The 24,369-nt window shown below is 37.8% G+C and carries 17 protein-coding genes and 1 tRNA gene; 12 read left to right on the forward strand and 6 right to left on the reverse strand.

What is annotated here, in order from left to right; translation table 11 throughout:
- Nucleotides 1–70: 70 nt before the first annotated feature.
- Nucleotides 71–820: a DeoR/GlpR family DNA-binding transcription regulator gene (locus CRO15_RS10980; protein ID WP_097045876.1), complete on the forward strand. Its 750-nt coding sequence runs from the start codon at nt 71–73 to the stop codon at nt 818–820.
- A 5-nt stretch (nt 821–825) separates the two neighbouring features.
- Entirely contained in the window at nt 826–1,635 is an 810-nt protein-coding gene (locus CRO15_RS10985) for an N-acetylmuramic acid 6-phosphate etherase (RefSeq protein WP_097046195.1), read from the forward strand.
- Between the two features lie 3 nt (nt 1,636–1,638).
- On the opposite strand, the gene CRO15_RS10990 is transcribed toward CRO15_RS10985, so the two are convergent.
- A complete protein-coding gene (locus CRO15_RS10990) occupies nt 1,639–2,763 on the reverse strand; it encodes a PQQ-dependent sugar dehydrogenase (RefSeq protein WP_097045877.1) in 1,125 nt (374 codons plus the stop codon).
- A 146-nt stretch (nt 2,764–2,909) separates the two neighbouring features.
- Here CRO15_RS10990 and CRO15_RS10995 point away from each other — a divergent pair, with 146 nt between their 5' ends.
- The 4 genes from CRO15_RS10995 (at nt 2,910) to CRO15_RS11010 (ending at nt 12,317) form a co-directional block, all read left to right on the forward strand.
- Nucleotides 2,910–11,228 carry a T9SS type B sorting domain-containing protein gene (locus CRO15_RS10995; protein WP_097045878.1) on the forward strand — a complete coding sequence of 2,773 codons (8,319 nt, stop codon included), beginning with the start codon at nt 2,910–2,912 and terminating at the stop codon, nt 11,226–11,228.
- Nucleotides 11,229–11,444: 216 nt separating this feature from the next.
- The gene (locus CRO15_RS11000; protein ID WP_097045879.1) at nt 11,445–11,741 is read left to right on the forward strand and encodes a hypothetical protein; all 297 of its coding nucleotides are present in this window, start codon (nt 11,445–11,447) and stop codon (nt 11,739–11,741) included.
- A 67-nt stretch (nt 11,742–11,808) separates the two neighbouring features.
- A tRNA-Pro gene (locus CRO15_RS11005) sits at nt 11,809–11,882 on the forward strand.
- A 144-nt stretch (nt 11,883–12,026) separates the two neighbouring features.
- Nucleotides 12,027–12,317 (forward strand): divalent metal cation transporter, encoded by a 291-nt coding sequence (locus CRO15_RS11010; RefSeq protein ID WP_097045880.1) that lies wholly within the window; start codon nt 12,027–12,029, stop codon nt 12,315–12,317.
- A 44-nt stretch (nt 12,318–12,361) separates the two neighbouring features.
- On the opposite strand, the gene CRO15_RS11015 is transcribed toward CRO15_RS11010, so the two are convergent.
- A complete protein-coding gene (locus CRO15_RS11015; RefSeq protein ID WP_313788566.1) occupies nt 12,362–12,760 on the reverse strand; it encodes a Fur family transcriptional regulator in 399 nt (132 codons plus the stop codon).
- Between the two features lie 186 nt (nt 12,761–12,946).
- On the opposite strand from CRO15_RS11015, the gene CRO15_RS11020 reads away from it, so the two are divergent.
- Nucleotides 12,947–13,861, forward strand: a complete 915-nt coding sequence (locus CRO15_RS11020; RefSeq protein ID WP_097045882.1) for an NAD(P)/FAD-dependent oxidoreductase — start codon at nt 12,947–12,949, stop codon at nt 13,859–13,861.
- 311 nt (nt 13,862–14,172) lie between these two features.
- Here CRO15_RS11020 and CRO15_RS11030 read toward each other — a convergent pair whose 3' ends face one another.
- The 4 genes from CRO15_RS11030 to CRO15_RS11045 all read right to left on the reverse strand — a co-directional run bounded on the left by CRO15_RS11030 (nt 14,173) and on the right by CRO15_RS11045 (nt 18,598).
- Nucleotides 14,173–15,276, reverse strand: coding sequence for an alpha/beta hydrolase (locus tag CRO15_RS11030; RefSeq protein ID WP_097045884.1), 1,104 nt, complete (start codon nt 15,274–15,276; stop codon nt 14,173–14,175).
- 37 nt (nt 15,277–15,313) lie between these two features.
- A complete protein-coding gene (locus CRO15_RS11035; RefSeq protein WP_133067245.1) occupies nt 15,314–16,519 on the reverse strand; it encodes a hypothetical protein in 1,206 nt (401 codons plus the stop codon).
- Between the two features lie 261 nt (nt 16,520–16,780).
- Nucleotides 16,781–17,839, reverse strand: coding sequence for a helix-turn-helix domain-containing protein (locus CRO15_RS11040; RefSeq protein WP_097045886.1), 1,059 nt, complete (start codon nt 17,837–17,839; stop codon nt 16,781–16,783).
- A 333-nt stretch (nt 17,840–18,172) separates the two neighbouring features.
- Nucleotides 18,173–18,598 carry a hypothetical protein gene (locus CRO15_RS11045; RefSeq protein ID WP_097045887.1) on the reverse strand — a complete coding sequence of 142 codons (426 nt, stop codon included), beginning with the start codon at nt 18,596–18,598 and terminating at the stop codon, nt 18,173–18,175.
- Between the two features lie 294 nt (nt 18,599–18,892).
- Between CRO15_RS11045 and CRO15_RS11050 the strand changes: the two genes are divergently transcribed.
- From CRO15_RS11050 to CRO15_RS19770, 5 genes are all read left to right on the forward strand, one after another.
- On the forward strand, nt 18,893–19,399 hold the full coding sequence (locus CRO15_RS11050; RefSeq protein WP_097045888.1) for an RNA polymerase sigma factor: 507 nt from the start codon (nt 18,893–18,895) through the stop codon (nt 19,397–19,399).
- Nucleotides 19,400–19,451: 52 nt separating this feature from the next.
- Nucleotides 19,452–20,423: a FecR family protein gene (locus CRO15_RS11055; protein ID WP_097045889.1), complete on the forward strand. Its 972-nt coding sequence runs from the start codon at nt 19,452–19,454 to the stop codon at nt 20,421–20,423.
- A gap of 154 nt (nt 20,424–20,577) precedes the next feature.
- Nucleotides 20,578–23,229 (forward strand): TonB-dependent receptor, encoded by a 2,652-nt coding sequence (locus CRO15_RS11060; protein ID WP_165769946.1) that lies wholly within the window; start codon nt 20,578–20,580, stop codon nt 23,227–23,229.
- A 5-nt stretch (nt 23,230–23,234) separates the two neighbouring features.
- Complete coding sequence (locus CRO15_RS11065; protein ID WP_097045891.1) at nt 23,235–24,077, forward strand: DUF4249 family protein; 843 nt, start codon at nt 23,235–23,237, stop codon at nt 24,075–24,077.
- Between the two features lie 32 nt (nt 24,078–24,109).
- Nucleotides 24,110–24,283, forward strand: coding sequence for a hypothetical protein (locus CRO15_RS19770; RefSeq protein WP_165769947.1), 174 nt, complete (start codon nt 24,110–24,112; stop codon nt 24,281–24,283).
- Nucleotides 24,284–24,369 lie beyond the last annotated feature (86 nt).

The following is a 24,369-nucleotide window of genomic DNA, read 5'->3' on the forward strand; positions in this document are numbered from 1 at the left end:
TTATTAACTTTAAAACAGAATAAAACGGCAAACTTTGTAATTGTATATCTTTGTAAAATAGATTGGGAACATGCTCAAAGAAGAACGACAACGGACAATTTTAAATGAGGTGGCATTGCACAATAAGGTGCTGCTTACTGATATTGCTGATATTCTGGATGTCTCTATAGACACAGTTCGAAGGGATGTAAAAGAACTGGACGCTGATAACAAGTTACGTAAGGTACATGGTGGGGCAGTTGCATTGGGTTTTACCAATACCACTGTAAGAAACACCAATATTTATGCACTTGAAGAGAAGAAGAAAATTGCCGAAAAAGCTGTGGGTTTACTAAAGGATGGCGGTGTGATTTTTATTGATGGGGGTACTACCTGTGTGGAACTGGCCAGGAAAATTCCTGAAAATATTAAGCTGACCTGTTTTACGATGAGTTTGCCTGTGGCCCTGGAACTTTTGGTTAAACCAAATGTCAAGGTTATTTTGATCGGAGGAGAAGTTTCTAGGGATTCTCAAATTTCATTGGGTGCAGGCGCTATTAATCAATTGTCTGAAATTCATGTGGACTATAGTTTTATCGGAACGGGTTATGTAGATTCAGGCTATGGATTAACAGAGTTTGATTGGGACATTGTTCAGGTAAAAAAAGCAGTCATAAAGGCATCCAAGAAAACCATACTGTTATCCATTTCTGAAAAATTGAATTCCCAACACCGTTATAAGACCTGTGACATCAATGCCATAAGTACCATGATTACCGAACTTGATCCCAACAATGGGCAGTTAAACCTTTTTAGAAACCAAGAGATTCACCTTTTATAATGAAAATGGACTATACAAAAATTACTGAGAGCCCTTCAAATTACGACAATTTGGAGCAAATGGACACCCACACCATTTTAGAGAGTATCAACAAAGAGGACCAGAAAATTGCTGAAGCCGTAGCTAAGGTTATCCCACAAATTTCAAAATTGGTGGACATGACCGCTGAACGCTTTTTAAAAGGCGGAAGGCTTTTTTATATTGGAGCGGGAACTAGTGGTAGATTAGGTATTTTGGACGCTTCGGAGATTCCCCCTACATATGGATTGCCTCATGATAGGGTAGTGGGACTGATTGCCGGAGGGGATGTTGCTATTCGAAAATCGGTGGAACATGCAGAAGATGATCCAAAGCAGGCTTGGAAGGACTTGATGAAGTACAATATCGATTCCAATGATGTTCTGGTAGGGATTGCTGCTTCGGGAACAACTCCTTATGTGCTTGGAGGTATAGCCGATGCTAAAGAAAATGGAATCCTGACCTCTGGTGTCACCAATAATCCAGGTTCACCATTAGCGACGGGCTCAGATATTCCAATTGAAATTAATGTGGGTCCTGAATTTTTGACTGGAAGTACCCGAATGAAAAGCGGAACAAGTCAAAAACTGGCTCTGAACATGATTACAACCTCACTGATGATTAAAATAGGTCGAGTAAAAGGAAACAAAATGGTGAACATGCAATTAAGCAATACCAAACTGGTAGATCGCGGCACTCGATATATAGTTGAAGAACTGGGGTTAGATTATGATGCAGCTGGAAAAGCCTTGAAAAAATATGGTTCCGTAAAAAATGCTATTGAAGCACTAAAATAGAACTTACTGATTCTTGGGAATCAATTTGTAAACTCCCTTACCTTCAATCCCCACGTAAATAAATCCGTCTGGGGCTTGACGTACATTGCGAACACGACCCATACCATCGAGCAATTTTTCACGGTAGGTAACTTTGTTATTTTCAATGACCAAACGCTCCAAATATTGAAAAGCCAAAGAGCCTACGAGCAGATTTCCTTTCCACTTCGGATATTTGTTTGATGATACAAAGGTCATTCCCGAAGGGCCAATTGAAGGTGTCCATTGATAAATGGGTTGTTCCATTCCTGACTTGGAGGTTTCATCTGTAATTTTGGTGCCGCTGTAGTTAATTCCATAAGTGATTATTGGCCAACCATAATTTTTCTTTTTCCCGACAATATTGATTTCATCTCCACCGCGTGGTCCATGTTCATGTTCCCAAAGTTTTCCGGTTTTTGGATGTAAGGTTATGCCTTGAGGATTTCGGTGCCCGTAGCTATAAATTGCAGTTTTTGCACCAGATTTATTCACAAAAGGATTGTCTTTTGGGATTTGTCCATCATCATGGAGTCGATAGATTTTTCCACCATCCTTTGTAATGTCCTGAGGGTTCACATCCCTATTTCCACGATCTCCCACAGAGAAAAACAGGTATCCTTCATTGTCAAACTCCAATCTGGAGCCAAAATGTTGTCCTTTGGTAGTGTTGGGAAGGGCCTTGTACAATACTTTTTTCTCAACGAGCTTATTGTTAGAGAGTTTAGCCCGCATTATGGTAGTATTACCACCTTTTCCACCGTCATCGTTTGATGAATAGGAAATATACAACCAACCATTATTGTTGTAATCCGGGTGCAGTTCAATATCCAAAAGGCCACCTTGACCTCGAACGTATATATTAGGAAGACCGTCTATTTCTGTAGTTTTTCCTTCTTTGAAGTGGAGTAATTTCCCTGCTTTTTCAGTAATCAACATTCCTCCACCTGGAATAAAAACCATTCCCCAAGGATTCTGAATGTCAGAAACTACCTCTTCAGCAGTAAAATCAATGGTTTTCGGAAGATTAATGCTATTATCCTTGTTTTGGGCACAAGATGAGGTAAGCATTACAACGAAAAAATAAGGAATGAGCGCACTTTTTTTCATAGATTTACGTTGAAATAATAGATTTTATAGACGAACTACGGCTTTTGATAGTCGAAAGATAAAGAGAATATATAAGTTTAGATAATTACAATTAAGAATATTAAGGTCCCAAATCCGAGATATTCTACCATAACAAGACTTAACCTATGCTCCCTCAAAAAACAAGGCATTTGCTATATGCCGTGTTGTTGGTGTTTTTATCCATATTTTGTTCCACGGTATTAGCAAAAACAGAGGTCAACAGGATACTGACTAAAATAGTATCCACCGTTTCTGAACCCAAGGTTGAAGAGGCACAAGCTTCTTCAAAAGCTGTTGACAAGGCAACTAAATCAGATGTTTTCTTATCTGCTAATAGCAGTATGTTCATGACCATTATCCAAGGAGCTAATGAGGAAGTGACTTGTCCTAATGACGGTAGTACACTTGCAAAATTTTTCCTTTGTGGAACCAGTGATATACGAACATTAACGTTAAGCCAATCAGGTGGTAGTTATGAATGGCAAAAACTTGACCCTAATACCTGCGCACCAACCGTAGTGGATGATTGTCCAACGATAAACGGTGCTTGTACTTGGAATACTGTAGGTACGAATGCCACATATAACTTAGATTCTGCTGGAGAGTTTAGAGTGAGGATTGGTTCTGGTCAATATTATTATTTTAAGTCTACACTAAACCCATTAGACCCGCAGTTAATTAAGGAGGATATTATTTGTGGAAATCCTGGTAGGGTTGAAGTTACCAATGTGCCTGCAGGATATGAATATAGTTTGAACAATTCCGCAGGGCCTTACCAAGATGATCCTTTCTTTGATGTAACCGCTTCGGGAAATTACATGGTATGGGTGCGTTTAAAGAACGTATCTGCAAGTGCGTGTCTGTTTCCATCAAACACGGTCAATATTCAGGATTTGGATATAACTGTTGATGTTACGGCCAATGACATTCTTTGTAGTAGTGAATTGGGAAGTATAGATGTTTCCGTTTCCGGCGTTCCTGGGTTTTATACATACCGTTTAATAAAAAACGGTGTTACGGTTGATACTTTTGGACCTAATGGTTCCGATTCCTATACATTTGCAAACGTAAGCCCGGGAGTTTATAGTATTAGAGTGGACACCAATGATTGTTCTGAGACCGTAACTACAGATACAGGAGGTGCAACCATTGAAATTGGAAATGGAATCAGTCCATTGGATGTTTCCGCAACGGCATCAGCAAGTTTTGGTTGTGGTGCAACGTCCGTTGATGTTAACCTAAGTACCTCTGGAGGAACGGCGCCTTATCGTTTTAGTGTAGATGGAGGACCATTTGGACCCACTTACACTGGATCTACCACCTTTACGGTTACAACTGCAGCAACCTATGCAATTTTAGTGGAAGATGCCAATGGATGTCAGCGAAGTGCTTCAGTTGATGTACCTAACATTCCGCCTCCAGTATTTAACATAACAGAAGAAGATGCCAATTGTGGAGGATCTAATAATGGGAGAATAACGGTTAATGTAACCAATGGATTTGGTTATGAGATTGAATACAGTATCGATAATGGGAGTAATTATCAAATCAGCAATGTATTTTCAAACCTTGCCCCGGGAACTTATGATATTGTATTGAGGTATGAGCAAGACTCATTTACCTGTACAACCACTCCAATAATGGGGACTATAGGGACACCTTCAACTATAAATGCCACGGCCACACCAGATTCTGTGCCTACTTGTACCAATGAAACGGGAGGACAGATCACAATTTCAGGAGTTTCAGGAGGGACAGCACCATACGAATATAGTGTGGGAGCAGGTTTTGGAACCAATCCTGTTTTCTCCAGTTTAGGAGTGGGGACCTATACACCCTTAATAAGGGATGCCAACGGATGTGTGCAGCCACTTGCAGATATCGTTTTTAATACATTGAACAAACCAACGGATTTGACATTTGCAATTTCAAGCTTGGATTGTATCACAACTACAGCTTCAGTTGGATTGACAGTCACCGGAGGAACGGCTCCTTTTAATTATGAAATTATTGCACCCGCTGGTAGTGCAATCAACAATGGGAATAACGATACATTCTCAGGATTGGGATTGGGAACCTACACTTTTCGGGTTACTGATGCTGAAGGATGTTCCTATGATGAGAGTTATGCCATAACCGATATTAGTTCAATAGGAGTTCAAGCGCAACAGACCAAAGTGGTTACCTGTGTAGGAGGTTCAGATGGTGAAGGACGTTTCCTTGTAGATGGATTTAATACCACATATAGTTATAGTATTGATGGGGGAACAGTTTTTACAGCACAGAATGCAGGAATAATTCCGGTAACTGGATTGACTGCTGGAAGTTATGTGATTTCTGTTACCGATGAAGACACCAATTGTACCGATACTGCTACATTGACTATTGAAGAACCTTCTACTGCTTTTGCTATTTCTAGTTTGAATGTGACCGATATGAGTTGCCAAAATGGAAATATCGGAGCCGTTAGAGTGAATACTGTAGGTGGATGGGGAGGTAATAGATATACTTTGACCCAGCCGGATAGTTCAACAAGAGGGCCAAAAAATGGAAGTGTTTTCTCTAACCTTTCGCAGGCCGGAACCTATCTAGTTAGTGTTACTGACGCTAATGGGTGTACAGTCACAGATTCCTTTACATTAACCGCTTTGCAGGCCCCAACATTAACTTTGGATTCTGGTGCTTCAGATTTGTGTTATGATAATTTCAACGCGGCCACCTTGGTAGTGAATGCAACTTTGGGTGCGGCACCATATCAATTTAGAATTAATGGAGGAGCTTTGGGTGTAGGCAATAGTTTTTCGGGGTTAACACCTGGAACCTATACCATTGAAGTTGTGGATGCCAATGATTGTAGGGATACGGTAATCCAGACCATTGAACCTCAGGTAACTGCTTTGGCAACAACCATACAAGAACTGGATTGTGCTGGCCCTCCTGCACAAATTCAAGTGAATATTAGCAATGGGTATACTTCGGGTGGAGATTATGATATTTATGAAGTACAGATTAATGGAGGTGGTTACACTTCCAACAACAATAACATTACCGGAAATTCCTTCATTTACAGTATTCTGAATGATGGTTCCATAACTTCTGATACTACCTATCAATTTTTGATTACAGATAGTCAAGGGTGTACCACAGAGTCAAATATTGTGACGATAACTCCACCTGAAACCATAGCAGGTTCTGTAGTAGGGACGGATACCCAATGTGGTGATAATACGAGTGGTATTGTGGAGGTGATCGCTGATACCTCTCAAGGGGTTCCACCGTATGAGTTCAGTAACGATAATGGTGCCACGTTCAGTACACAAAATATCTTTTCAGGATATGGTCCTGGAACCCATGGAGGTTTTATTGTTAGGGACAGCAGAGGATGTGTTAGTCCACCATATAGCGTGACCATTGCCGCAAGTGCACCATTAGATGCCACTGCAACACCAACTCCTGCAGTATGTTCTGCAGGAAATGTTAGAGGTTCAATTTCAACAACCATCAATAACGGAGTCGCTCCTTTTGATTATGTGTTGTTAGATGCTGGAGGAAATTTAGTTGCTCAATCCATAGGAACAGGTAGTACAACAGTAAATTTCCCGAATCTTGATGTTGGAAACTATACGATTGTTACTACAGATTCGCAAGGTTGTGAGGACAGGGATGATGTGGTTCTTGACCAAAATGTATTGGATTTGATTCCATTGGATACACCGCCAGCGTTGTGTTCAGTAGTTGGGTTTACTTACCGTGTTCGTGCAACAGGAGGTACGGCACCATATGAATTCCGATTGGTTGGAGACCCTACTTTTAATCCTGCTACTTCGGGAGGTGATACATATGACTTTACTGGTCAGGTAACTTTTGGTGTGACCTATTTTGTTGAGGTAAGAGACGCATTGGGATGTACCTATATTGAAGAAATAGACCCTATAACCGCCCCAAGTCCGGTTACGGTAGCGGCAACGACTACCACAGCATCCTGTAATGTTTCTGGAAGTGGAGGAATCGACTTTCAAGTTTCTGGCCTGCCTGCTAACCCAGCAAATTTTACGGTAACTCTTGAAAACACAGATACTGGGGCTACCATTTCAGGTCCAATCTCCTACACCAATGAGCCTATTCCATTTAATGATACATTCACAGGATTGGCGCCCGGTAATTACCAGATCATAGTCACCGATACGGATACCGGATGTAGCGGAAGCACTTTGGTATTTATAGGATTCAGTTCACCCACCATTGTTGTGGATAACAATGTGCAAGCTACCTGTAATGCAGGTGCATTTGTTACCGTTAGAGGTTTTGGTGGAACAGCTCCTTTTGGCTATGCTTACGTTCCAACTGGAAATCCAGCCCCAACCACCTTTGGAACGGATACTACTTTTGAGATATCTGGGCCATATCCTGTCGATTATGATTTTTATGTAGAGGATGCCAACGGATGTACTGCTTTGACCACGGTTACTGTATCCCAAGAACCAGGAATTCCAACTCCGGCAATAGATGTTACCAATCAATGTACTGCAACAAGTGGTTATCAAATAGAGGTTACAGCGCCACTGTCAACAGGTTCTGGATTGCCTAATGAAACCTTTATGTACGATATTGGAAGTGGCTTTCAAAGCAGTGTGAATTTTGTTGTACCAAACCCTGGAAGTTATGTTATTACCATAAGGGATGGTAATGGCTGTACCGACACTATTACCGCAGATGTCTTTGATTTCTTTGCTATATCTGCCGATGCCACATCTTTCCCAACCTGTAATGCTGGAGATGGTGTTATTACTGTAAACACTACGGGAGGTAGTGGTAATTTTGAATTCCAATTACGTGACGCTGGTACTTTGGTCAATATTGGACCTGCACAAAGCTCCAATGTTTTTAACAGTGTGTTGCCTGGAGACTATAACATTTTGGTGACTGATTTAAGCTCTAACACGGCACCTCTTTGTTCAGATGAGGCTGTTGTAAGAGTATCTACGGTGAATACACCTGTGATTACAGCAACACCAAACACCAGTATTAGTTGTAATGGTGCCGCTGATGGTTCAATTTCAGTGGAACTTCAACCAGGTAGTGATACGGATACTCCTATAAATTATGTTTTGTATGATGGAGCGAGCTCAACAGTTTTGGCAGGACCACAGCCTTCACCAGTTTTTGATAATCTTGGGCCAAATACCTACCAAGTGGAAGTGGTTTCGGATAGAGGGTGTACAGACCGCTCGGGAGATGTTATCATTAATGAACCAACATTGTTGCAGGTGAATGCCATCAACACAGAATTCAGTTGCAACCCATCAAGCAATCAGTTTAGCACCGCCACAATTACAATTTATACCGATACCAATGGCGATGGTTCAGGAACTGCAACCGGAACAGGGCCATACACTTATAGCATGAACGATGGCACCCCACAGTTTGATGGTACTAATTTTCAAACTAGCAATGTATTTGAGGTTATTGATAATGGTACCAACCAAAGTATCATTCTTACTGCTCGAGATCAAAATGGATGTGAAGAAACAACTACGGTTAATATAAATACTCCTACGGATATAACATTTAGTTATTCAGTTGACCAGCTTACTTGTGATGCATCAGGGACAGCTGTAAATCCCGGTTCCATAACCATTATTGTAAATGAGGGTCCTGGAAACTATGAGGTGGAGATATTGCCATTGGGCTCTGAACCAGCTAGAAGTTCCTCTGGAACAGATAGGGTTACTTGGCCTATTTCAACTCCGGGAGATTATATTTTTGCGGTAACCGATATTGGTAGCGGAGGATGTACATATTTAACATCCACCGTTAATATGCCTGAGTACAATACCATTGAGGCAATAATAGCGGAGGTACGGCCAGTTACCTGTTTTAACGGTAATGATGGAGAAATCAGTTTGGAAATCAATAACTATAGTGGGGTATATAACTACGAAGTTTTTTCTAGAGATAATTCAGGAGTAGAAACCACAACTGGGGTAACGGGAAGTTTTGATACCAACGCACCTATCAATACTCCAGAAATAATAGGAGGCCTTCCAGCTGGTAACCTTATTGTACGAGTTGAGGCTTTGAGTTCACCATTTTGTGATGTTGCAAGTAATGTGGTAACTGTTCGCTCCCCAGATAGACCGCTTACAGTGGACCCTATACAAACTACGGAAGTTACCTGCAACGTACCCGGTTTTGGCGAGATTACTGCAACAGGAGATGGTGGTTGGGGGACCTATGAATATCAATTGATAGCTCCAGACGGAACAACGGTATTGGTTGACTACCCAAATACAAACCCTATATTCCAAAACCTATCTACTGGTACCTATACGGTTAATATTAGAGATTTTAGAGGTTGTGAGGCAAGCAACACGGTAAACTTACCACTACCAACTCCAATTACCTCAGATATTCAGATAGTTCAACCATTGCGTTGTAATAATGATAACGATGGTGTTATTGAGGCGTATAATGTTGTAGGAGGCCAAGGACCTGGCAATTATTTGTATCAATTGAATAGGATTACAGATGGTACCAATAGTGGACTCCAAACTACGCCAACTTTTGCCAATTTATCCGCAGGAGAATATACCATTACCATTTTTGATGGATGGAACTGTAGTTTTACCACTTTGCCGATCATGGTTCAAGACCCCGAAATTGTGATTGCTGAACTAAGGGAGCTTCAACCTCCCGGTTGTGGAGATTTGGGTAGAATGGAACTTACGGTTACCAATCCAGAAGCTGGCGTGGACTATTTTTATCGAAGAGCTGGAACAGCCGATCCTTTTACACCATTTGGAACAGGATTGTCCAGTGTTGAAATTGCCGTAGATATTACTGTAGACCCAGGACCATTTCAATATGATGTTCAGAACTCCAATGGATGTCCATTTGAAAAATCTAATCAAATTTCGTTAGATCCAGCTGCGCCTTTGGTAATTGCATTAGACTTGACCAATGCAACCATAAACTGCGCTGGTGAAGCAACTGGAATTATCAGATCTGAAGCGTTTGGAGGAATAGGAAGTTATGTATACACGCTATTAAATTCGAATACTCCACCTAGCCCAACTGCGTCCAATACCGTAAGATCGGCTCAGAGCTCTGGAATTTTCAGAAACCTTGACCCAGGAACTTACTATGTATATGCACAAAGTGGCGGTTGTGAAGCTATATCAGACCCTATTGTTATTGAACCGAAACCACCTTTGGTATTAGAATATTTAGAAGCCGTTCCAGTAGTTTGTCATGGAGATACTAATGGACAGATTATAATTGAAGCTAGTGGAGGTACCGGAGCAATTAGGTATTCAATATCCGATACTTTAAGTGAGTTTTTTGAAGGAGATGACCCGTTCAATCCAAATAGAAAAACATTTAACGATTTGTCACCAAGAACTTATGATGTGATTATTCAGGATGATCTTGGATGTACCATTACCCGTACCGTGGAGATTACCCAGCCTATGGAGTTAATAGCCGGGATAGCCGCAACAACCCCAGAAGTTTGCCTAGGTGACGAAGACGGAACCTTGACTTTGGAAGTTACAGGAGGTACGGCACCGTATTATACCAGTGTTAACTCTGCAGATGATGCTGATTTTGTTCGAAATGACACCTTGTTTTTTGATAATCTAACTGGTGGTGAGACATATGTGGTTTTCATAAGAGATTCTAATGGATGTCAAACCAATGTGATAGCTGAAATTGGAGTGGGTATAGAATTAATGGCAGAACCAATAGTGGAATATGGTTGCGATGGTATTTTTCCAAATAGTACAGCTACAGTATCAATAACAGATAGTTCTTTATTGCCCAACTTAATGTTCTCTCTGGATGTTGACAATATTCAATTGGCCACGGATCAACGAATTTTTGGAGATTTACCGTCAGGTGAGCATACAGTTTATATATATCATCAAAATGGTTGTGTGACCTTTGTTGAGTTTGAAATTGACGCCTATGAACCATTGACACTAACGGCTGAGAAAATTGGACCTAACAAAATAAAGGCAACTGCATCTGGAGGATTTGGAGGATATGAATACTTCTTCCAAGGAGAATCGTATGGAGAGGTCAATACTTTTGCAGTGAATATGGATGCCAACATTAATGTTATGGTTAGGGATCAAAACGGGTGTGAAGCTAATTTGGTTATGCCATTTAATTTTGACGGAATGCCAGAAATACCACCTTTCTTTACACCTGATGGTGATAATCTAAATGATTACTGGTATCCAGAAAATAGAGAGTTCTTCCCTAATATAGATGTTATTATCTATGATAGATACGGAAGGGTGGTAGCACGCTTAGATCAAGTAAAGAAATGGGATGGAACATATGAGGGGTCTCCATTGCCCACAGGTGATTATTGGTATGTGGTTTATGCCAATGACCGCGAGAAACAACAATATGTTGGTCATTTTACGCTCTATAGATAGGCTTATACTTTTTTAAGTATATTTACCATATAGCATGTCATATTTCGTTATTTGAATTGATGTTTTTACAATTTATTTAGTTCATCTAGGGAAATTTGAAGTTCGTCTATACAAGTGGAGAGTCTGTCGTTCTAGCAAGAAAATCAAGTAGGTATTTAATTACATTGTAGTTTTCTTTGAGAGAAGATAAAACCCCATTCTCAAACAAACTAGCAAATGAATAAAAACACCCCTGCGCTAATTCCTTCCTTTTTAACTAATGAACCTGATAACCTTGATTATTCCATATTCCAACTAAACTTGTATCTAAATGGTTATGGTGAGTTACATAAACCATATAAAATTGATTACAACACGCTATTGATGAGTTTTCATTTTTGGAAAGGAAAAGATATTGATGAGTTTTGTCAAGATCAAACCTTGGGATATTTTCTGCTAAACCCTACATACGATTCGGCCGAAGCCAGAGAGGCCTTTTGTATAGAAATACGGGAATTCCTTATGGGAATTTAAATCTGGATTTTACTTTTTTAAAAGTAGTAGAACTTTCATTTAAATTTATATTTTTGCAATCCATTTTCGGGATGTAGCGCAGCCCGGTAGCGCACACGCCTGGGGGGCGTGGGGTCGCAGGTTCAAATCCTGTCATCCCGACGAACCACTTTTCAGTGGGTATCAAAGCACTGTCAATCAGTCAGATGACAGTGCTTTTCATTTTTATTGTATCCATCTGATATCATCTAAAATTATTTAAAAGATGTAGAGTTCGGTGAATGAATGTGACGAAAATAAGGGAAGTTGGATACCAATTCCAATCAATTCAAGAGAATTACGGCCTTTGCATGTTTATTTGCATTTATTGTTCCCGTATTTGGATCAAATCCTGTAGAGATGCAGATACTCTCTCAAATTTTCAATGTTTTTGTGTTGCCATTGGTCATTATTGGGATTATTCTATTCATTAACAACAAAAAATTGATGAAAGGATATAGAACAGGTCTATGGATTAATATTAGCCTGATAGCCGCATTATTCTTTTCTTTGGTTATTTCTTATAATGGGATAATGGCTTTAGCAAACTACTTCTAGAAAATGGACTGAACCAATGAATTTTTAGAGTAAAATCAGTTATGTTAAATAGCTAGTTGAGAACAATCTTTACAAACACCAGAAAGTACACAGTTCACATTTTCAATCAAATAATCTTTTGGCAATGAGAAGTTAACTTCTTTAGGAAGGCACTCAATGGTTTCACATTTAATGCATCTAAAATGAAAATGATATAAAGGTTTTGGGTTTTCATCACAATTAATACACATGGCAAAATATTGTTTCCCATCTTCAGCCACAATTCTATGTAGAATCCCATCTTCACAAAAACGATTTAATACCCGATAGATAGTGGCCCTATTTATATTAATATCTATCTCCCGCTCAATCGCATCTTGACTCATAGCTTTACCTGTCGTTATCAAAACATCCAGTACGGCTTCTTTTGTGGGTGTATTTCTTCTTTTCATTACTTCTTTCAAACTGGTCGAAATTTATTATTGCGAATATGTTGCAATAATATGAAAAAACAATACATTTGCAAAACCTTAATGCGATGTAATCCCAATTAAAATCGTCTTGATGAATAAAAGATAAACAATAAACAAGTAGGGACAGTTACCTTGGTTGTTACTTTGTCTGCACCGCTAACAAGTTTTACAGAATATATGGATATGAATGAAAGAAAAGATTTTGAAGTCATCATAATTGGAGGTAGTTACGCAGGCCTTTCGGCAGCAATGGCACTAGGTAGGTCGTTAAGAAAAGTACTTGTTATTGACAGCGGTAACCCCTGCAATAAGCAAACACCACATTCCCATAACTTTCTAACTCAAGATGGAAGTACACCCCAAGAAATTTCCAAGATTGCAAAATATCAAGTGTTAAAATACGACAGCATAAAGTTTTATGAAGGATTGGCAATCAGCGGAAAGAGGATAAATGAAGGTTTTGAAATTTCAGCATCCAACGGAGATGTTTTTGCTTCAAAGAAATTAGTATTGGCAACAGGAATTAAAGACCAAATACATTATATAAAGGGTTTTTTGGACTGTTGGGGAATTTCAATAATACACTGCCCTTACTGTCATGGATATGAACATAAAGCAGTTAGAACTGCAATTTTGGCTAACGGAGAAAAGGCTTTTCACCTTGCTTCCTTGGTGAATAACCTTACCAATGATTTGACCATTTTGACTTCGGGAAAGATGGATTTCAACGAAGAACAATTAAAAAAGTTTGATAAGCATGATATTGAAGTAATTGAAAAGGAAGTTGTAGAAGTGGAACATCTAAATGGTCACATTGAAAAAGTTATTTTTAATGATGGAACTAAAGAGAATTTCAAGACAGTTTATGCCAATGTTCCATTTGAACAACACTCCAACCTACCAAAAGAACTGGGCTGTAAATTTACCGAACATGGATATATTGAAGTGGATTTTATGCACAAAACAAGCGAAGAAGATATTTTTGCTTGTGGCGATAATAGTTCTATGATGCGCTCAGTGGCAACTGCAGTTTATGGTGGTAACATTACGGGAGCTGCAATTAACAAAGAGTTAACCGAAGAGAATTTTTGATATGGTAGAGGTCTTTATTACAAATGTCAAAGAGCCAAAACAGGCAGAAGAGACATTAAAAGTTCTTGAACACACCCTCCCAAAGTTTAAAATTAATTTTGATCTAGAGGATTTTGAAAAACCTTATCCCTGTGGTCATTCTATTCTAAGGATTGAAGGGAGTTCAATTAATAATAAAAAGATCATTCAAATAATCCAAAACGAAGGGTTCAAATGTGAGATTTTAGAAGATAAACTATATAATTGCTAAAATCATGTAACAATTTTTGAAAGAAAGTTTTCCGGACAATAAGCAGACCTACCGGACTATATTACTCCAAATGTTTTTTGAAGAAATTAACAATTACATCAAAGGCTTCTCTGGATTCAGGTAATTCAACATTTGCCGTGAATACGTGACCTACACCTTCCCATACATGTAAATCAGCTTCTACACCAAGTTTCACCAATTGAGTATGTGTGTAAACAACAGAACTCATATGAAAATCACGAGTAGAAACGATGAGCAATGATGGTGGAAATTTGGAAAGTATTTTCTTAGAGTTTAATGGAACTAAAAGAGGGTCATCAAAATCTGCGTCGGCTCCAAAGTAAGGCTCAAAAACAGTAAAAGGAGCAATTCCTTCATGCCCTTCCATTGCAGAAACAATGTGCATTGTATCCGTTTTTGGTCTTGGTTCGGCAGCAGCCATGCCAATCATACCTATGGCACCGGGCATGGGCAGGTTTTCTTTTTGAAACCAAGCCATGGCTTGTGTGGTCAACATCCCCCCTGCGGCAGTACCATAAATTCCTATATTTTCAGGCTTGTACTCTTTCAGCAAAGCTTTATATACAGCTGTAACATCTTCACTGGCTGCTGGAAATTGATATTCTGGTCCCATTCTATAGTCAATGCTAATCACCTTTATTTCGCTAAGGGCTGCAATAGGTATGGACTCTATCCGGCTTGCCGTTCGAGCATCAAATTGAAATGCACCAGAATGCAAACTGACCAAAACCTTGTGTTGATTTTCTTTTGGGACACCATTTTTAGGCGTAAAAACTTCAGTATAAACTCCATTTATAGTGTCAATTACAATATTTATTGGATATCTTGAAATTGTTTTTTTATAGGCTGGTGTTGTATAAAAATGAGCGGCTAAACATTCCCTGTATTGTTGTCTTTCTTCAAGACTGGCCCCTTCTTTCAGAGGAGGACAAGCGCGTTTCATTTTTTTCCATGCCTTAGCTCTATAGGCACGCTGTTCTTTTAATATGGCCTTTGATTTATCACTTAAGAATTGTGATTCTGGCAAAACAAAAGCAGGGACATGGATTATTCCATCATCACCTGTTTGCTGTGTTTGGGCTTTACCTATGTAAGTTGTAAGGATAATCGATAATGTAAAAAGAAGATAATTTTTTGTATTCATTTCTTATAGCTTTAATCGTTGAAAAGATGCTGGATTGTTAATGTGTATACTTTACCTTAACAGGTTTTTTTAGGCGTTCGTAAAAATATTTTATTGTTTTTGCCGGGTCTTTTTCATCAATCTTGTATATGATGTATGCATTCTTTTCGTTGTATTTACTTCCCTTTGGCACTAAGGTATTTTTGTTATGGATAAGTCGCCTGTTCCAGTACCTTCCATTATTGGCACTTGCAGTAATTTTTGTATGCTTATTGAAGGTGGGAGAATCATCACCATAAACATTCTTATTATCGTAATGTAATCTAATTGAGCCAAAGGCAAAGGATTCATGTTTATTATAAAAAAATAACCATGGCTCATCATCCGGAATTGGGTTTTCATCCAAATAGGTCATCGTACTTTCATCATAAAGAGGTAAATGAACAGTGGTTCCCCCTGCTTTAGGAAATGCTATGTGGGTAAATAAACTATCCATGGTCATCTCATCATTTCTCAAGAGGTTCACGGAATCGTTTTCTGTGAAGTGTATTTCACTTTCAAAAATAAAATAGGGGAGTCCGGCATAAAACCTGTATTTTCCATTCAGCAAGATTTTTTCATACCCCTTAATACGACCACTCCTAAATAAACTAAAATAATATGGTCCCTTTGTTGAAACAAAAACTGAATCTGGCGAATTGAGGTGGGCCATCGTTTTGTAACTTAAATTTTCCTTGCTAAAATTTGGAGCCCAGTGGATTTTTAGATTGGGGTCTTTCCGAGCCAATACTACATCATTGAATTCCTTTAAGGTAAGATTGCCTAAATGACCGGAACCCAACTTCTGCTGTTGATGTCCTATATATTCCTTTAGGGAAGCTATATAGTGCTTATTTTCAACAGTCAAATTTAAATCACTGCCGGTAACAACCAAATCAGTGTCTCCATTTAGATTCGTGTTTGGTTCTACTTTGATGAAATATTCTTTCGTTTCATGTCTTCCAATAGAAATTGGTAATATGCCTTGCATTTCATGATTACCCTTGTCATTAAGTTTGGAACGTACAATTTGGACAGGAACTTTTATGGTGTCGTCGACAGAATGAGCATATAACTGATAGTCTTTTTGGTCGAGATGTAATCGAGGCAAATTAATTGTGATATACTCCAAAGGCCTTCCCAGTCCTTCAGTTTCTTCAACTTTTATTTTTAAAAGAACATTCCCATACTCCTGACAGCCACATACAAAAATGCTTCCTATCATAAAAAGTGGAAAAAAGAGACATTGCCTCTTTAATTCATCAAATTTCTCTTTTGATTTTAGAAATAATTTTTTGATTGGAGAACGCCAAACTATCATGATTCAATTTTATTTTTTCTATTCTTATTTAAACTGTAACCGTCTGTACAACCCAAATACGGGACCAATACAAATCAATGTATATGTTTTCGGATTCTTAGTATATCCAATATTGATAAATTAGAATGAAATTATATGTGTGATCTATAAATAAGCCTGATAAATTTATAGATCCATCAGCTTAATCTTTTTAAACTGCGAAGGTGTTGTTCCCTTAATTTTTTTGAACGAGCTGTTAAAGGATGACAAGGTGTTAAAACCGCAATCATATGCTATTTGTGAGATTTTAATATGATTATAAGAAGAAGAGGTAAGCATAGAAGCTGCCTTGTTAATACGATACAAATTAATAAAATCAGAAAAATTAGTGTTAAACCCTTTATTGATGATGTGAGATGTCAAATAGGTAGGCAATGAGATTTGTTTTGATAATTTATCCAAAGTATAGTCGGTATTCAGATAAGGTTTATCTACCTCAATAACTTGAATGATCTTATTTTGATAATGCTCAAATTCCTGAGTGGTTATATTTATATTTTGGTATTTGGAGCTTGTTTCTTTCTCTTCAAAAATTCGTTGGTTTAAAAATGCATAGAATGCAATTATATATATAAAAACAGCATAAATGATAGGTCCCAATAGATATGGGGACAAACCTAGTACATAATTTGAAAAATAAGCCAGTTGTATGCTTGCAGCGCCAATAAACAAGATAAACAACCAGTACTTTTTTTCTTTTTCAATGGTAGACGTATGTTTATTCGTCTTAATCAAAAAAAGTAATAGAATACCAAAAGTTAAAGTGGTATAGATCAATTGATGGTATAATAAAAAAGAGTACCCACCTATATGCCAAAAATTACCTCCATTTATTCTAAAAAGAAATGGGAGGAGTAGTAAAGAAGGAACAAAATGCAGGTAATTCTGTATATGCCATTTTTTTGGTTTAAAAACATATAAGAAATATAAAAGTAATGTTGGGCCAGTAGCAAAATGGGCTATAAAACCAATATTAATAAACCAAACGGGAAGCATATCTAAATATGCCCATAACAAAGACTTAACAACTCTTACTGTAATAAGAAAAAAGAAAACTGAAAGCAGTGTGTTTGTGGTATTGTGCTTTTTGCCAAGAAACAGATATATACCTAAAAATGCACTTTGAACAGCCCCAAAGCTACCCAATAGAAATTCAATCTCTTTTGATATTTTTAGCGTTTTCAAATCTGTATTGGTTTAAGTAGTAAGTTAATCAATTATAGTTAATCTTATTTCAGTGTTCTGACTCATAGCAAGTATGTTGTAAATTGGACTTGTAATATAACGTCAGACAAATTTTTATTAGAGTTATACCACTTTTTAAATTGATAAATTCTTGTCGCAATTGATAGGATGTTATATTCAGTCTTACCGCGGTCAACTTTTTATATTTTCATTTTGTTGAGTTTTGTTATCTATTTTAATCCACAGGGTCGAAAATAAAATATTGACTCCCAGGAACAGTTTCTGAACCTAGGAGTCAACTGAACATAACCCACTCAAACCTAAACTTACTCTTTACTCTACTTTTTTAAAGTCACTTTGGAGTCCATCTGCTTTGTTGTCTAAGATGCTCAAGTTGCCTGAAGATTGTACTCTTAAAACACCACTGACAATAACATTGGGTACCTGTACATTTTTGGAATAGGAAACAAAACGTTCCAAATCTTTTTTGTAGATTGATTTTTTTGTTTTCATTTCGTAGGTCCCATTTGAAATCTCTGAATCATTTTCTAAAATCGAATACGTATAGTTTTTGTTCAGTATCAATACAATCGTTTTTTCTGTAGAAGCTGGAGTTTCGTCTACGTTATTTCCAACACCACCCTTGGTTGATATCCAATTCCATTTTCCTATTACATCTGAGTTGATGGGAAGGTTATCCTCTTTTGTACAAGAAATTATGAAGAAGATAAACGTGGAAATTAAAAACACTTTTTTCATTACGCAGTTTTTTTAGTTATTGATTAAAGAATTTCATTTGACATTTGATTATAAGACGTTTCTCAACCAATACCACCCTATTTTTTTCTGCTACCTGAAACCCCTTGTTTTATGGGGGATAAAAGTGTTTTACGATTATATCGGGTTGTTTGTTAGTCTTTGTTTAACTTTTGGGATGGCAATATTTTATAGTTTTACCGTCGCAAAGCCCAACAAAAGGGTTTTCAAAAAAAGAAGCTAATTTAAACTTGGTTCAGTTTATTAATTCTCTAATTGGAACCGGGAAATTGATAAATGAAGTCCATAAGAACTAAGAAGAAAAAAATCTCAGTATTATTTGAGAAGCATTATAAAAGGCTTTTTAATTATGCTTTTAAAGTAGTTGAGGATAGCCATGTTTCCAAAGAACTTGTTCAGGAAACATTTATCAAGCTCTGGGAAAATTTTGAGAATGTGAAAGACGACGAGCGTGCCATAGAATCGTATCTTATTACAGTCTTGAAAAATAAGATTATAGATAACCACCGAAAAAGGAAGACACAGGAAAAACACTTCAACTTATACAAACTAAATACTAGCTTCACTGAAGATATTGACAGTAAATGGGAGTTGGAAAAAGAAATAGAGAAAATCTACAATTCACTACCACCCAAAACTGCTGATATTTTTAAGTTGTCAAGGGATAAAGGTCTTACCTACCAAGAGATTGCAGCTTTAAAGAATATCTCGGTCAAGACTGTGGAATTACATATTTCACGGGCACTACATACTTTCAGAAAAGAGCTAAAGGACTATTTGTAAAATGAAATAGGGTATTGCTTGGGCACAAACGTCTTATAGTAAAGTACCCATTATGAAAGATAACATAGTCGATGAAGCAGAGATTTGGGCCTATGTCTCTGAGCAAGCAGATGAAATTACGCGAGCAAAGGTTGAGCGTTGGAAAAATTCCAATGGTTTTGATGAACAGTTGTTCAATTCTATCGTGAAACTTTATAGGGCTACGAAAAATCCATTTGAAGAAACCATTGACATGGCCGAAGAGAAAGCGAAATTTTTCTCATCTGTCAACCCTATTGACAGAAAAAGGCATCGTATACAAAAGGTACTGAAATATGCTGCTGTTGTAGTGTTGTTTATCTCCATAGCTGGTATTACCTACCAAAACTTATCCAGCAATAGTATTACCATAGAAACGGGTTATGGGGAAGAAAGGCAAGTGGCCCTTTCGGATGGTTCTGTGGTTTGGCTGAATGCAGGGAGTAAAATTTCCTTTGAAGAAGATGCCCCGAGAACAATACAACTGAGCGGTGAGGCCTTTTTTGAGGTATCGAAAGACAAAACCCGACCTTTTACGGTGGAAACGCCCGATAATGTTGTTGTAAAAGCCTTGGGTACAAGTTTTAATGTCAAGGCCTATCCAGAGAACACATACTTGGAGACAACGCTTTTAACGGGAAAAGTTGAAGTATCATCAGAGCGTTATTTTGAGGAGAAGATCATAATGCTTCCTAATGACAACATTAGAATAGCCAAGGCTGATGGAATACCCATAAAGAGCATAATTCAAAACAAGCAGCAGGTTTTAGCTTGGAGATCGGGCAAAATTAGATTTGAGAATACACCGTTCAAAAGTATCGCCAGTGACCTAAGCAATCAGTTAAATGTAAAACTGGTTTTTGAGAACAAATCCATTGCAGGCTCTAGATTTACTGCATCCTTCGATAAATCGACCCCCGTAGAAGAAATGTTAGAGGTTCTTAAGGCCTCTAAGAATTTTGAGTATCACCTAAACCAACGAACAAATGAGTGGGTGATCAAATAAAAAAAAGTGGGAAAATTGCCGCTTTCCCACCTAGTGTGTCAATACACCAATCGTCTAAAATCAGTATGAATCAACAACATTCAAATTTATGAAAATAAAGCAAATCGCTGTTTTATTTAAACAGAAACATGTTTCAAAAAAAGGTGTTTTTTTAATGAAATTATCCTTTACCATTTACTTAGTATGTTCCTTCCAATTAATGGCATTCACAGGTTTTTCCCAAAATAAGGTCAGCTTGAAAATGGAGAATACCGCCTTACAATCCGTACTTGGCGAAATAGAGTCCCAGACCACCTATAGTTTTGTGTACAACAATGATGAAATAGATAGCAGTCAGAAAGTAAGTATTGATGTTTTTGAAAAAGACATTTCATCAGTTATGGAAGTACTATTGTTCAACACGGGCATAGATTATAGATTAAGAAAGGACATGGTCATTCTTTCCCATCGAAAATTGCAGAATCAAGGTTATACCATAAGTGGGACCATTAAAGATGCTGAAACAGGGGAAACATTACTTGGAGCAAATGTGATAGTGGTCGGTGAGAGCAAAGGAGCTACTACAAACGAGTATGGTTTTTATTCCTTGACCTTGCCTCGGGGCAATTATACACTTCAAATCTCTTATTTGGGATATATTTCACAGGATTTGGCTCTTGACCTAAATAATGACATTAAACGGAATTTTGAATTACAGCCTTCATCAAACGCACTTGACGAAGTAGTGGTTACATCGGACACAAAAAACAAAAGCCAGGTACGCAATGTTTTGTCTGGCGTAAATAATTTAAAAGTGGCAGACATTAAGCAATTGCCAGCTTTTTTTGGAGAGCCAGATATAAACAGAGCCATATTGACACAGCCAGGTGTAACCTCGGTAGGTGAAGGCACTGCGGGCTTCAACGTTAGAGGAGGTAATATTGATCAAAACCTAACCTTGCTCGATGAAGCACCATTATATGTGTCTTCACATTTATGGGGCCTCTTCTCTGTAGTAAATACCGATGCCATAAAAGACATGACGCTTTACAAAGGAGGAATTCCTGCCCGTTATGGCGGAAGGGCCTCCTCGGTGCTGGATATCCGTCAAAAAGAAGGCAATACCAAAGAGTTTAAAGGGGAAGGAGGATTAGGAACGTTATTTTCAAGAATAACCCTAGAAGGACCTATAGTAAAAGAAAAACTGAACTTTTTGGTTTCTGGCCGTAGGTCATATTTTGATTTGTTTTTCCCGTTAATAGGGGGGGATATTAAAAACAGTAAAGTATTTTTTTATGATTTGAACACTAAACTATCTTGGAATGTTAATGAGAACAACAAACTATTTGCTTCAGGTTATTTTGGAGCGGATGTTATGAAGTTGGATGATACCGCTAGTGCCAGTGAGCCAAATGAACCTGATACTTCCATAGATTTTAGATGGAAAAATGCTACGGCCACAATACGCTGGAACCATCTTTTCTCGGATAAATTGTTTATGAATGTGTCTGGAATCTACAGTAGCTATAAATATTTTCTAACATCTCAAAATGATAATGGAGGATTTATAAATGGAGCAGGTACGTTTAAATGGAATTCCGGCGTAGAAAACTGGATAGTGAAACCTGATTTCACCTACTATGCAAATCCCGATACAAAAATGAGATTTGGAATAAATGGTACACTTTATAAATTTAATCCAGCCGAACTTTCAAGTAACGAAGCAGGATTGAGCCCCAAGGGTTTTAATGTTGATAAAGGTTTGGAAATCGCGCCCTATTATGAAATAGAAAAGACTTGGGATAAATTTTCCCTAAACCTGGGTCTTCGTTATTCTTGGTTAGGAAATATGGGTCCAAATACGGTTTCTCAATACAATCCTGATTTTCCTTTGACGGTAAACACAATTACTGGTTTGAAGAAGTATAAGAAAGGAGAAATTATTGAAAGCTATTCAGGTTTTGAGCCCCGTTTCTCGCTCAAGTATGATTTGAGTGATCGAAAAGCCCTTAAAATAGGATATAACAGAACATTTCAATACATCCACCTTATATCCAATACCGCTGCCGCATTACCTTTTGATATTTGGAAGCCTTCAGGGGCGCATATAAAGCCCATTGAGGTAAATCAGATATCGGGTGGCTATGCTTATGATACCCCAGATAGAAAGTATAACATGACAGTGGACGGGTATTATAAAACCTTTAAAAACTTTGTGGAGTATAAAAATGGAGCCGATCTGTTCATTAATGAAAATATTGAGACCCAGTTGCTTCCTGCCGATGGATATGCATATGGTCTGGAACTTGGATTCTATAAAAACAAAGGGAGGCTTACTGGTAATTTTAATTATACGTATTCCGTCTCCAAACGAAAAACAACAAGCAAGTTCAATGCGGAGAATATAAATAATGGAAGGTATTATCCTTCAAATTATGACAGGCCACATTTGTTGAACATTACCGCAAATTATGATCTGGGAAAAAAATGGGATATGGGTGTTTTCTTTACTTATCAAACGGGCAGGCCAAGTACAGTGCCGACGGGAAGGTTGACGTTTGACGGAAATCCTTACCTGACGTACTCCGATAGGAATGCATTTCGGATTCCGGATACCCATAGGATGGATATTTCTTTTACCTATAGACCAAAAGGGAATCCAAATACAAAATGGCAAGGGAGCTGGAATTTTGGATTGTATAACGTTTATGGCAGTCCCAATGCCTTTTCTGTGTTTTCAACCTTTCAGAACAACGAGCTAAAGACCTTTGAATTTTCTGTATTGGGAGCCCCAATACCTTTTGTTGCCTATAACTTTAAATTTTAATCCACATGAAATCAATATATAGAACACCAATATACTTTTTGACCCTACTGTTGTTGGTCGGTTGTGTTAAAGAAATACCCAATACGTCCAATTTTGAACCCCAAGTGTTTATTTCGGGATTTCTTACCGGCGGAACGGAATATGTCACCGTGAAAATCCAACAAACGGTGCCTGTTGATGTACAAAGTTTAAATCCTATAAATGATGCTCAAATTTCATTGTACACCAAAGATTCCGATGGGAATGATGAGTTGCTTACAAGTTCCTTTGAGGTTGCCAATGGTATGTACAGAAGCTCTGAAATGATAACTTCCATAGTAGGCAATACGTATTGGGTGGAAATAGTATTGGCCGATGGAACCAGGTTTGTTTCAGATAAAGAAGCCTTAAAGCCTGAAATAGCCATCAAAGATGTTGTGGTAACAAATGAACTCAATCGAGTGATTTTTGCGGATCCCACGGATGATTCTAATTTTTATTTGATCAATTTTCTTTTTTATAAAAATGATGGTTCTTTAGATTTTAAGATAAACGAACTGACCAACGATGTTCTTTTTAATGGAAATACTGCTGCAACTTTTGATTCTACCGAATTTCTTATCAATAATCCGCATGAAGTGCGTGTAAGTATTTCAAATTTGAACTTTAATTCCTATCAGTTCTATTTAAACCAATTTGCGCAGTTTGAGAATCAAATTACAAATGCTGGAAGTGAAGAAGATCCAGGTCAATTATTTTTACCTCCACCAGCCAATTTGACTGGCAACATTATGAATACAACAAATAATAAAAAAGCTCTTGGCTTTTTTAGTGTTCAAAGTACTGCTCAATTCATCAAGAATTTTTAAGGTTTAAAACCAAAACTTAAAATGGAAGAGTTATGAGTTGTTGGAAAGATAGACGAAAAGGCCTCAATGCATTAGCTGTGTTTACGGAGAATAATCAGGTGTTCTTAAAAAGAGAAAAAAATGATTTGATTAATCCCACAAATGCTCAATGGTATCCAATAGAATTCAAATGGATACCTGTATTGGAAGATTTTAACTCAGTATAGAGATCTGGGAATATAGGTTAATGACCTGTTTAAATAAGGCTATAAATTGATTAAAATCCACACCGAAATAGTATACCAGTTGAATG

The organism is Flagellimonas pacifica, assembly GCF_900215465.1.
Lineage (GTDB): Bacteria > Bacteroidota > Bacteroidia > Flavobacteriales > Flavobacteriaceae > Flagellimonas > Flagellimonas pacifica.